Here is an 11908-nt window from a genome sequence, read left to right as displayed (position 1 = left end):
TGCCCCGGCAGCGCCAGCCTTGCCGTCCTTCGGTGGCACTCTGGTTTCGCTCAGTTCGCATTGCAACACGATCGCACTGAAAACCAACGCCAACGGCGGTTATATGACGGTCGCCAACATGAGCGATCCGGCACAGGCATTGTCAGAACAGTTCTGCCTCAGCCGTGCGGCGGCGATCCAGCAGGGCGAGGCGCTGTCGCGTGCGGTGCCGGGCGTCACACCGCAGCAGGTGGCGGATCAGTGCAAGGCCTTTGGCCCCGTGCTGAAGGATCAGGTGACGGCGGTATCGCTGAAACCGGCGCCCGAGGTTCTGGCTGGTGTAACACAGTTCATCGCCGGATCGGGCATGTCGCCCGCGCAGCTTTCTGGCACGTCGAAGATCTGTCTGGGTGTCGGCTATGCACTGGATGATGCCGATGTGGCGCTGGGATCGGCACTGGTGCTGACTGCGCTGGGAGAAAGCGGCTATGCCGCCCTGCCGGGCTATCACCTCGCCGACGGGATCGGCGCGACGCGGCGGCCCGATCTGGCGATGGGCTGGTTTGAGCTGACACCCGCGGGGGCGCCTGGCCTGCCCGGCACGCCCGCAGGGCAGGGGGATCTGGTGCGCAAGGCGGTATTCATGCTGAACGGCCGCAGCGATGGCCCGGCCCAGCCTGCCGCGCCACTGCCGGTTCTGGCGCCGGCAACCTCCGCGCCCGAAGTGGTGGTCGAGGCCGCACCGGCTCCGGCGGAAACGGTGATCGCGGCGGCCCCGCAGGCCACGTCCGCTGCGCCCCCGGCGACGACGCCGGTCGCCGCGCGGGCGGTTTCGGTGATGACCGCGCTGCCCCGTCTGATGCTCGGCCAATAGGCCGTTTGATCGCTCCCCGCCCGTCGGATAAAATTTTTCCGGCGGGCGGTGAAATCCCCCTTTCCTTCGCGCAGAGGCTTCGCTAAACAGCCCGTCACCAAGCCAGAGCATGCGGTTGTGGCGGAATTGGTAGACGCGCAGCGTTGAGGTCGCTGTGGGGTAACTCCCGTGAAGGTTCGAGTCCTTTCAACCGCACCATGACTGACTGAAGCGCCGGGCGAAAGCCGCGGCGCTTTTGTCATTCTGGCCGGCTATCTCGCAGTTGCAGCATGATGGAAAACGACATCCGGCGCCGTTCACGCGATGTCGTTTTCGTGTGCCATTGCATACATCGCGACCTCGCCCGCACTTTGAGTGATTCTGTCAATTATGCCGCGAATCGACTCTGTCATGCCGGTTGTGAACCTGAAATGCGCCAATTTTGACAGGTTCAGGCCCGCCTTTTCCATTCTCGCCGCTGCCGTGCGGACAAGTGTCGTTTTATTGCCGGTATGGGGGCGGTGACGCAACGACACTGCCGGGCATCAGAACAGCGTTGCAATGCAGCGACGCATCCGCTTTAGTCGGAACAAGAGAAAGTGCAGGACGACCTGCCGATACACGGGGAGACCAGGGTGACGACAGAAGCCCGCAACGACGATTTCGTCGTCTTCGACCATGTGCAGAAAAGCTATGACGGCGTTTCTCTGGTGGTCAAAGACCTCAACCTGAACATTGGCAAGGGCGAGTTTCTGACGATGCTCGGGCCGTCCGGCTCTGGCAAGACCACCTGTCTGATGATGCTGGCCGGGTTCGAGACCGCCACTCATGGCGAGATCCGGCTGGACGGGCGCAACATCAACCTCGTGCCGCCGCACAAGCGCGGCATCGGCATGGTGTTCCAGAACTACGCCCTGTTCCCGCATATGACGGTGGGCGAAAACCTCGCCTTCCCGCTGGAAGTGCGCGGCATGGGCAAGGACGAGCGCGAAGCCAAGATCAGGCGCGCGCTGGATATGGTGCAGATGGGTGCCTTTGCCAACCGTCGTCCTGCCCAGCTTTCCGGTGGCCAGCAGCAGCGGATCGCGCTGGCCCGCGCGCTGGTGTTCGACCCAGCACTTGTGCTGATGGACGAACCTCTGGGCGCGCTCGACAAGCAGTTGCGCGAACACATGCAGTTCGAGATCAAGCACCTGCACGAAAGCCTCGGCATCACCGTGGTCTATGTGACTCACGACCAGGGCGAGGCGCTGACGATGAGCGACCGCGTGGCGGTGTTCAACGATGGCAAGATCCAGCAGCTTGCCCCGCCGTCCGATCTGTATGAACGCCCCGACAACAGCTTTGTCGCGCAGTTCATCGGCGAGAACAACAAACTGCCGGGCACCATCGAGGAGCTTTCGGGCGACAAGGCGCTGGTGCGTCTGGGAACCGGCGAACTGATCGACGCGACGCCCGTCAACGTGACGGCGAAGGGTCAGAAGACCCTTGTGTCAATCCGCCCCGAGCGGGTGGAGTTCAAGCCCGAGATGATGCCGGCAGGCGCCCATATGATCGACGCCACCGTGCTTGAGGTGATCTATATGGGGGATATCCTGCGCGTGCGGCTGCGCGTGGCGGGCAGTGATGATTTCGTGATGAAGATGCGCAACACGCTGGGTCAGACCAAACTGTCGCCCGGCCAGCAGATCAAGGTGGGCTGGCATCCGGCGGATGCCCGCGCGCTGGATCCGATGTAAGATATCGAATGTCCGGCGGTTGCCGCCGGAGATGCCGCAAGGACGCGGCCAATAACGTCCAACCAACGGGAGCACCATAACATGAAGAAACTTCTCGTCCTTTCGACCGCCCTGACCGGCATGGCCCTTCCGGCCGTGGCCGATGTTACGGTCATGTCCTGGGGCGGCGCCTACGGCACCAGCCAGACCGAAGCCTATATCAAGCCCTACAGCGCCGAGACCGGCGTGAAGGTCACCATGGTCGACGCCGACAACCCGGCGACCCCGGTGAAGGCCATGGTCGAAGCCAATAACGTGACGGTCGATATCGCCGACGTGGAATATGCCGATGCGATCCGCCTGTGCGACGAAGGCATGCTGGAAGAGATCGACCCGGCCATGCTGCCCCCGGCTCCCGATGGAACCCCGGCGACCGAGGATTTCCTGCCGGGCGCGCTGACCGATTGCGCCGTTGCGACCATCGTGTTCTCGACCGTCTTTGCCTACGACTCGTCGAAGTTCCCGGAAGGTCCGACCTCGATCCACGATTTCTTCGATCTGGAGAAATTCCCCGGCAAGCGCGCGATGCGCAAGGGCGCCAAGGCCAACCTCGAAATGGCGCTGATGGCTGACGGCGTGCCGGCCGCTGATGTCTACGCCACGCTGGAAACCCCGGAAGGGGTGGATCGCGCCTTCGCGATGCTCGACAAGATCAAGAAGGACACGATCTGGTGGGAAGCCGGTGCCCAGCCGCCGCAGCTGCTCGCCGATGGCGAGGTGGCGATGACCACCGCTTATAACGGCCGGATCTTCGCCGCCGCCGTGGCCGAGGGCAAACCCTTCCAGGTGGTCTGGGACGGTCAGGTCTATGAATATGACCTCTTCGTGATCCCGAAAGGTGCCCCGAACCTCGAAGAGGCCAAGAAGTTCCTCGCCTATGCGACGGACACCCAGCGCCTTGCCGATCAGGCCAAGTGGATCAGCTATGGTCCGGCCCGCAAATCCTCGGGCGCGCTGGTCGGTCTCTATCAGGACGGCAAGACCGAGATGGGCCCGCATATGCCCACCGCCGCCGCAAACCTGACCAACGCGCTGCCGTCGTCCTACGAGTTCTGGGTCGACCGCGATTCCGAGCTGAATGAGCGTTTCAACGCCTGGCTCGCCGCCAACTGATGGCAGATCCGGGCCGGGGCATTTCACCCCGGCCCGGCTTCCCGTTTCCCCGGACTGACCCTGCTTCAGCCTTGTTCAAGGACTGACGATGACCGATGCATCCTCGCAATTGACCACTGCCGACGGCCGCCCCCTCAAGGCGGCTCTGGCCGCCGCTCAGGCGCGCGCGCGACGCCGTGCCTTCCTCCTCGTGGCGCCCCTTCTGCTGTTCGTGGTGGTGACCTTCATTCTGCCGATTGGCCAGATGCTGCAACGCTCGGTCTATCACGACGGATTTTCCAATTCTGCCCCCGCGCTTGGCGAATGGTTCAGCAGCCATCCCGATGGCAGCGACTTCGACGAAAGCGCCTATGCCGCGCTGGCCTCCGATCTCGCGCTGATGAAAAAGGACAAGACGGCGGGGGAGGCAGGCACGCGGATCAACTATACCGTGCCCGGCACCCGGTCGCTGTTCACCTCCTCCGCCCGTGGCGCCGACAAGCTGGAGCCGCCCTACAAGGAGGCGTTGCTGGCGCTGGATGCTAAATGGGGCGAGCCGGTGATCTGGCAGGCGATGCGCGAAGCCTCCAGCCCCTGGACCTCGGATTTCTACCTGATCGCCACCGACCGCCAGCGCACTGCCGACGGCGGGATCGAGCGGGTGCCGGAAAACGAGCGCATCTATCTCTGGCTGTTTGGCAAGACCTTCATCCTGTCCGGCGTCATTACGTTCCTCTGCCTGATCCTCGCCTTCCCGATCGCACATCTGCTGGCCACGCTGCCGATGTCGAAATCCAACCTGCTGATGATCCTTGTGTTGCTGCCGTTCTGGACCTCGCTTCTGGTGCGGACGACCAGCTGGATCGTGCTTCTGCAAGGGCAGGGCGTGGTGAACAATATCCTAGTTTCACTGGGCGTGATCGGTGATGATGGCCGGATCACCATGATCTACAACCAGACCGGCACCATCATCGTGATGACGCATATCCTGCTGCCCTTCATGGTGCTTCCGCTCTATTCGGTGATGCGCACGATCAAGCCCTCCTATGCCCGTGCCGCCCGCAGCCTGGGCGCGACCAGCTGGACAACGTTCCGCCGCATCTATCTGCCGCAGACCCTGCCGGGGATTGGCGCAGGGGCGCTGCTGACCTTCATCCTCGCGGTCGGCTACTACATCACCCCTGCTCTGGTCGGGGGGGCCGACGGGCAGCTGATCTCGAACCTGATCCAGTTCCACATGAGCAAATCCAACTGGTCGCTGGCTGCCGCACTTTCGGCAATGCTGCTGGCCGGGGTTCTGGTGCTCTACTGGCTCTATGACCGCCTCGTCGGCATCGACAAGCTGAAACTGGGCTGAGGCGCCCCCGCGCCCCCCCCTTTATCCTGGTCCAAATATCCCGGGGGTCCGGGGGCAGCGCCCCCGGCGATCCGGCCCGAGGAGAAACCGATGGCTCTTCCCGTCTATGCCGATCCGCTGGAACGCCTGTGGTATTACACCTACCACGTCATCTGCGTGGCGATCTTCGTCTTCCTGATTTCGCCCATCCTGATCGTCATGCCGCTCAGCTTCAACGCCGAGCCCTATTTCACCTTCACGCAGAAGATGCTGACCTTCGACCCCGAGGGCTACAGCCTGCGCTGGTATGACCTTCTGCTGACGCATGGCATGGTCGCACCGGATGCCCCGCGAGACAGCAGCTGGTGGGAAGATGTCTGGGCCAATGCCGCCTGGGTGAAGGCCGCCAAGAACTCGGTCATCATCGGCTTCTGGTCAACGATCGTCGCGACCGTTCTGGGGACGCTGGCGGCGCTTGGTCTGTCGCGGTCCGAAATGCCTTATCGGCGGCTGATCATGGCGGTTCTGATCTCGCCGATGATCGTGCCGATCATCATTATCGCCACCGGCCTGTTCTTCTTCTATTCGAACCCCTGTTCCATGCTTGGCTTCGAATGCGGGCGGCTGACCTCCACCTATACCGGCGTCGTGCTGGCCCATGCCACACTTGGTATTCCCTTTGTCATCATCACCGTGACAGCGACGCTGATCGGTTTCGACCAGTCGCTGAGCCGCGCTGCCGCCTCTCTGGGCGCGTCGCCCTCGCGCACCTTCTTCAAGGTGGTCCTGCCGCTGATCCTGCCGGGTGTGATTTCGGGTGCGCTGTTTGCCTTCGTGACCTCGTTTGACGAAGTGGTGGCGGTGCTGTTTATCGCCGGTCCCGACCAGCAGACCATCCCGCGCCAGATGTGGAACGGGATCCGCGAGGCAATCAGCCCGGCCATCCTGTCGGTGGCAACCATCCTTGTGCTGATCTCGATTGCCCTGCTGGCCACGGTGGAACTGCTGCGCCGCCGGTCGGAGCGGATCCGGGGCGTCACCCCGCAGTAATCCGGGTGTCAGGAATGCAGAAAGGGGGCCATGCGGCCCCCTTTTTCATTCTGATTTCCCGGGATCACGGCAGGATATGCAGCCACATCCAGATCGTTCCGATGGAGGCGGCGGTGGCCAGCAGCACAGCCGAGGCATTCACCCGTTTCGCCACGCCGTAGAGATGCGCGAACAGATAGGCATTCACCCCCGGCGCCATCGAACTGGTCACCACCGCCGAGCGCAGTTGCTCGACGGACAGGCCGAAAACCTTGCTGCCCAGCAGCCAGGTGATCGCCGGATGCAGCAGCAGCGACAGCCCGACGACCAGCGCGATGGCACGGCCGTCGCCCTCGGGGCGGTAGCGATAAAGAACGCCACCCAGCCCGAACAGCGCTGTCGGGATCGCCGCGCCGCCGATCATCTTCAGCGCCGACCATGCGAAATCGGGCAGCGGCAGGCCGGTCAGATTGACGAAGAACCCGGCACAGATACCCAGCACCATGGGCTGCGAGAAGATCGCGCGCAGCACCTGTCGCGCCAGCCGCCCTGCGGGCAGGCCCTGGCCATGGCTCCGCGTCAGTTCCATCACCGTGATGCCGGTTGCGTAAAGCAGCGGCGAGTGGATCGAGATGATGGCGTAGTTTGCCGCCAGCGCATCAGCGCCATAGGCGCGTTCGGTGATCGGCAGGCCCAGCAGCAGCGAGTTGGAAAACAGGCAGGCAAAACCGATGGCCACAGCATCGGTGCCGGGCCGCCCCAGCAGACGCGCGCCAAGGATGCCAAGGCCGAAGGCCGCAAAGGCCCCGGCATAGAAGCTGATGAACAGGCCGATGTCATAGGCCGCCGACAGGTCCAGCCGCGAGATGGACAGGAACAGCAGCACCGGCACCGCGAAGGTCTGTGCAAACCGCATCAGCCCGTCAACGGCCGCATCGCTGAACAGCTTCGCCCGCGCCGCCAGCCAGCCCCCCCCGATGACCAGAAAGACCGGCATGATGACGTCGAGAAGGGCGCTCATATGTCAGGAAGCTCCAGAACCATACCGTCGAAGGCGGGTTCAATATGCGGCGGCAATTCGGCCGCCAGCGTTTCGTAATCAAGGTCGAGATGCATGTTGGTCAGCACGCCGCGCCGGGGCGCGGCACGGGTCATCCATTCCAGCGCCAGCGCCAGATGGGCATGGGTGGGGTGCGGCTTGCGGCGCAGCGCGTCCAGCACCCAGATTTCCAGCCCCGCCAGCGCAGGCCAGCTGGCCTCGGGGATCGCCACCGCATCGGGCAGATAGGCCAGCCCCGCGATGCGGAACCCCAGCGCGTCGATGGAACCGTGATCGGCGAGGAACGGGGTCAGCACAATCGGCCCGCCTGCGCCGTCGATGGTGAAATCGCCGTCGATGGTGTTCAGGTCCAGGATCGGCGGATAGGGCGACCCTGCGGGCTGCACGAAGGCATAACCGAAACGGTCGATCAGCGCGCCCTGCGTCGGCCCGTCGGCCCAGACCGGCAGGCGGCGGCGCAGGTTGAACACGATCTGGCGCAGGTCGTCGATGCCATGCACATGGTCGGCATGTGAATGGGTGAAGACCACCGCATCCAGCGTGCCGACGCCCGCATCCAGCAGTTGTTCGCGCATGTCGGGCGAGGTGTCGATCAGCACCCGTGTCGTGCCCTCCGGCCCGATCCGTTCCACCAGCATGGAACAGCGGCGGCGGCGGTTCTTCGGGTTCATCGGATCACAGTCGCCCCAGTCGCCCCCGATGCGCGGCACGCCGCCCGACGATCCGCAGCCGAGGATGGTGAAGCGATGCATCAGGCGGCCTCGCTCACACGGGCCTTGCGGAACAGCCGGTCGAAATTGGCGGTTGTGGCGGCGGCAAACTCGGCTTCGGTCAGGCCAAACAGTTGCGCGCCGGTCCTGGCGGTGAAGGCAGTATAGGCCGGTTCATTGCGCTTGCCGCGATAGGGCACCGGGGCCAGATAGGGGCTGTCGGTTTCCAATAGGATGCGGTCCAGCGGCGCGGCAGCGAAGATGTCGCGCAGCTCCTGGCTTTTGGGGAAGGTGGCGATGCCGGACATCGAGAGGTAGAACCCCAGATCCAGCGTCGCCCGCGCCAGTTCCGCGCTGGAGGAAAAGCAATGCATGACGCAGGCATAGGGCTTTTCGCGGAAGCCTTCGGTCAGGATCTGCGCCATGTCGTCATCCGCCGCGCGGGAATGGATGATGAGCGGCAACCCGGTTTCCTGGGCCGCCCGGATATGGAGACGCAGCGAAGTCTTCTGCACCTCGGCGCTGTCGGCGGTGTAATGGTAATCAAGGCCCGTCTCGCCGATGCCCACGAATTTCGGATGCGCGGCAAGCGCGATCAACTCGTCCAGCGTCGCCATAGGTTCTTCCGCCGCGCTCATCGGATGGGTGCCTGCGGCATAGAATACGCCGTCATGCGCCTCGGCAATGGCGCGGACGCGGGGCTCGTTCTTCAGCCGGGTGCAGATTGTCACCATGCGGCGCACCCCGGCGGCGCGGGCCGCGTCGATGATGCGCGGCAGTTCACCCTCGAAATCCGGGAAGTCGAGGTGACAATGGCTGTCTACGATTTCGGGCAGGGTCATGCGTCACCTTGCGGCGAGCATGGCCGCCGTCTGTTCGATCTGAAGGAACATATCCATGAGAAGCGCGGCAGGGTCAAGGTTGACCGCCTTGCCGCGCCGCGCCCGCGCCGACAGGCTTTGCGCAAGGTCGGCCCATGCCCGCGCGGCCCAGGGGTCGGGCGACAGGCGGGCCAGCAGCGCGGCTTCGCCCTGTGCGGCTTCAGGTGGTGTCATGCCCAGCGTGCCCGCCCGCGCCAGACGTGCGAGCATGAGGTCGATCAGCGACACCATCAGGTCGAACTTCGCCTCGTTCCCCTTGCCGGTGCCGGTCTCCGCCAGCGTCAGAAGGCGCGGCCGGTCCATCCGGGGCAGGGCGCCCAGCAGGGTGACGAGCTTGCCGTAAAGCTCCAGCCCGTCGAGGTGGATCATCCGCAGCGCCTCGCCGACCGAGCCGCCGGCAAGTTCCGCCATGGCCTGAGCGTCGTCAATGGCGGTGCCCGCCTGATCCAGCGCGGCGGCCATGTCGCCCGCCGCCAGCGGCGACAGACGCAATTCGCGGCAGCGTGAGCGGATGGTGGGCAAGAGCCGCGAGGGCTGATGCGAGATCAGGAAGAAGGTCACATTGCCCGGCGGCTCTTCCAGCAGTTTCAGCAGCGCATTGGCGGCCGAAACGTTCATGTCGTCGGCGCTGTCCACGATGGCGACGCGGCGGCCACCATCAGCGGCGGAAAGCGCGAAGTATTCCTTCAGAAGCCGGACTTCCTTCACCAGAATGTCCTGCGCCACCGCCTTTTCGCTTTCGTTCAGGCCTCGCCGCAGCAGATAAAGCCGGGGTTCCGACAGCGCCGCTATGCGGCGGGCGACCGGGTGGTCGGCAGGAATGTCCAGCGTCTCGGGCGGGGGCGGGGCAAACATGCCGCCGTCATCGGCGGGCGTGGCCAGCAGGAAGCGCGCGAGCTTCCAGGCCAGCGTCGCCTTGCCAAGGCCCCGCGGCCCGGTGATCAGCCAGGCATGGTGCAGCCGTCCCGCCCGATAGGAAGCGAGGAAATCCGCCTGTGCCGCCGCGTGGCCGTAAAGATGCGCGGTCTCGCGCGGATGGGGGGCACCCTCGATCCGGTCGGGTTCGGGAAAGTCGTCCAGAAAGACCGAGGGCATGTCAGCCCCCCGTCACGGCGGCCAGCACATCGGCGGCCACCGCCTGCGGATCGCGGGCGCCGTCGATCACGCGAAAGCGGCCCGGATGGGCCGCCGCCAGCGCAAGGAACCCGGCGCGCATCCGGCGTTGCAGATCCAGCCCCATATCCTCGAACCGCTGTTCCGCCCCTTGCCGCGCCACCGCACGCGACAGGCCGACCTCCGGGTCAATGTCGATCAGCAGCGTCAGATCGGGTTCCACCCCGATCATCAGCCGGTGCAACTGGTCGACCACAGCCGCCAGATCCCCGCGCGAGATGCCCTGATACATCCGGGTGCTGTCGGCGAAGCGGTCGGTGATCACGGTCTCATCCCGCGCCAGAGCCGGGCGGATGGTCTTTTCCAGATGGTCTCGGCGGGCGGCGGTGAACAGCAGCAACTCGGTTTCCGCCGACCAGCGGTCGGGGTTGCCCTCCAGCACCAGACGGCGGATTTCCTCGGCGCCGGGGCTGCCGCCCGGCTCTCGCGTCAGCACGACCGACTGGCCACGCGCGCGCAAAGCATCGGTCAGCAGCCGCGCCTGCGTGCTTTTGCCCGAGCCGTCAATGCCCTCGAAACTGATGAACCGTCCCGGCATCAGCTCGCGGGGCTGTCGGCGGGCAGGGCGCGCGAGATCAGTACCCTGGCGGCGCCCAGCATCCGCTGCGCGAAGCCCGCATTGGCGACATCGGTTTCAGCCACCAGCGGGATCCGCGCATCCGGCAGGTCGGGAATGTGGATCACCAGATCGGCGACCTTCTGCCCGGCCGTGATCGGTGCCTTGACCGGGCCGGAATAGACCACCTCGGCCGTCATGGTGTCCTGCGCCAGCGCGGGCACCAGGCGGGTGACATCCTCGGCGGCCACAAGGCCCACGCGGGCCTGCTCGCCCATCCAGACATCGGCCTCGGCAATGCGCACGCCCGATTTCACCACGGTCTTCATCGAAAACTGCCGGAAGGCCCAGTTCACGATCCGCTCTGCCTCTTCGGCGCGGGCCTTGTCGCTGGGCAGGCCGGTGATCGTGAAGACGATGCGGCGGTCACCCTGCTTGGCCGAACCGACAAGGCCATAGCCCGCCTCGGCAGTATGCCCGGTCTTCAGCCCGTCCGCGCCGATGTTCAGTTTCAGCAGCGGATTGCGGTTGAAGCGGTTGGCGGGCGAACGCTCCTGATAATCAAACTCGGTTTGCGCGAAGATCGGGTAATATTCGGGAAATTCGCTGATCAGCCGCACGGCAAGGATGCCCAGATCCTCCATGCTCATGCGCTGGTTCGGGTCGGGCCAGCCGCTGGAATTGGCAAAATGCGAATTTTCCATTCCCAGCGCGGCGGCGCGTTCGGTCATCTGGCGCGCGAAGGCCTCTTCCGTGCCCGCCAGACCCTCGGCCACCACCACGCAGGCATCATTGCCCGAATTGATGATCATGCCATGGATCAGTTCCTCGACCGTCGGGCGGTCGCGTTCGTTGAGGAACATGGTCGACCCCTGCATCGCCTTGGCGCGCGACGACACGGCGAAAGGCGTCGACAACTGCACGCGCCCGTCGCGCAGCGCCTCGAACAGCATGTTGATGGTCATGAGCTTGGACATCGAGGCCGGCGGAAGCGGCTCGTCGGCATCCTTGTCCATCAGAACGGTATGGGTCGTCATGTCATAGACCCATGCCGCGCGGGCTTGGGTTTCGAACGCCTGCGCAGGCGCCGAAAGCAGAAGGAGCGCAAGGGCGAGGCGAAGCGGTTTCATCATGGCAGCGATCCGTGGTCTGGGGGCGCCCGCATCGGGCGGGCGCCGCGTGTGTGTCAGGCGGTCATTTCGACAGAAGATAGGCGTCGGCGAAGCCCAGCCCCTTGACCTTGTTCAGAAGGGCGGTGCGGTCGCCACTGCCCGAGGCAGTGACCGACCAGTGTGCCTTGCCCTGGGTCTGGCCGGGCTTGATGCTGGCCGAGACACCGGCCTTGCCAAGCGCATCGGCGGCGCGTTTGGCATTGGCCTCGACCGAGAAGATCCCGATCTGGATCGTCGTGGTCTTGCCCTTGGGGGCTGCCTTGGCCGCCGGGGCCGCCGGTTTCGCGGC

The 11908-nt window shown here is 64.9% G+C and carries 11 protein-coding genes, 1 tRNA gene and 1 pseudogene; 6 read left to right on the top strand and 7 right to left on the bottom strand.

Translation table 11 applies throughout. The annotated features are described in order from the left end of the window. The 6 genes and pseudogenes from AO684_RS21735 to AO684_RS03060 form a co-directional block, all read left to right on the top strand. Nucleotides 1-853 (top strand): annotated as a pseudogene (locus AO684_RS21735) (peptidoglycan-binding protein); the annotation flags it as partial. Between the two features lie 111 nt (nt 854-964). Continuing rightward, nucleotides 965-1051 (top strand) — tRNA-Leu (locus AO684_RS03080). Between the two features lie 416 nt (nt 1052-1467). Further along, a complete protein-coding gene (locus AO684_RS03075) occupies nt 1468-2571 on the top strand; it encodes an ABC transporter ATP-binding protein (protein WP_054301279.1) in 1104 nt (367 codons plus the stop codon). A gap of 81 nt (nt 2572-2652) precedes the next feature. Continuing rightward, complete coding sequence (locus AO684_RS03070) at nt 2653-3723, top strand: ABC transporter substrate-binding protein (protein ID WP_054301278.1); 1071 nt, start codon at nt 2653-2655, stop codon at nt 3721-3723. Between the two features lie 88 nt (nt 3724-3811). Continuing rightward, nucleotides 3812-5059, top strand: a complete 1248-nt coding sequence (locus AO684_RS03065; RefSeq protein WP_054301277.1) for an ABC transporter permease — start codon at nt 3812-3814, stop codon at nt 5057-5059. A 90-nt stretch (nt 5060-5149) separates the two neighbouring features. After that, entirely contained in the window at nt 5150-6088 is a 939-nt protein-coding gene (locus tag AO684_RS03060; RefSeq protein WP_054301276.1) for an ABC transporter permease, read from the top strand. 64 nt (nt 6089-6152) lie between these two features. On the opposite strand, the gene AO684_RS03055 is transcribed toward AO684_RS03060, so the two are convergent. From AO684_RS03055 to AO684_RS03025, 7 genes are all read right to left on the bottom strand, one after another. Then, entirely contained in the window at nt 6153-7088 is a 936-nt protein-coding gene (locus AO684_RS03055) for an AEC family transporter (protein WP_054301275.1), read from the bottom strand. Next, entirely contained in the window at nt 7085-7879 is a 795-nt protein-coding gene (locus AO684_RS03050; protein ID WP_054301274.1) for an MBL fold metallo-hydrolase, read from the bottom strand. Before AO684_RS03050 ends, AO684_RS03055 begins: the two co-directional genes overlap by 4 nt. Further along, entirely contained in the window at nt 7879-8679 is an 801-nt protein-coding gene (locus AO684_RS03045; RefSeq protein ID WP_054301273.1) for a TatD family hydrolase, read from the bottom strand. The genes AO684_RS03050 and AO684_RS03045 overlap by 1 nt, the downstream gene beginning before the upstream one ends. A 3-nt stretch (nt 8680-8682) precedes the next feature. Continuing rightward, nucleotides 8683-9813 carry a DNA polymerase III subunit delta' gene (locus AO684_RS03040; protein WP_054301272.1) on the bottom strand — a complete coding sequence of 377 codons (1131 nt, stop codon included), beginning with the start codon at nt 9811-9813 and terminating at the stop codon, nt 8683-8685. A gap of 1 nt (nt 9814) precedes the next feature. Beyond that, nucleotides 9815-10429 carry a dTMP kinase gene (tmk, locus tag AO684_RS03035; protein WP_054301271.1) on the bottom strand — a complete coding sequence of 205 codons (615 nt, stop codon included), beginning with the start codon at nt 10427-10429 and terminating at the stop codon, nt 9815-9817. Next, nucleotides 10429-11580: a D-alanyl-D-alanine carboxypeptidase family protein gene (locus tag AO684_RS03030; RefSeq protein ID WP_369814575.1), complete on the bottom strand. Its 1152-nt coding sequence runs from the start codon at nt 11578-11580 to the stop codon at nt 10429-10431. Before AO684_RS03030 ends, tmk begins: the two co-directional genes overlap by 1 nt. A 61-nt stretch (nt 11581-11641) precedes the next feature. Further along, the coding region (locus AO684_RS03025; protein WP_200907785.1) for an SPOR domain-containing protein at nt 11642-11908 on the bottom strand (267 nt) is incomplete at its 5' end.

Source organism: Gemmobacter sp. LW-1 (assembly GCF_001303875.1).
Classification (GTDB): domain Bacteria; phylum Pseudomonadota; class Alphaproteobacteria; order Rhodobacterales; family Rhodobacteraceae; genus Gemmobacter; species Gemmobacter caeni.
The sequence above is the reverse complement of the archived record's forward strand: the minus strand, read 5'-3'. Positions and strand labels throughout refer to the sequence as shown.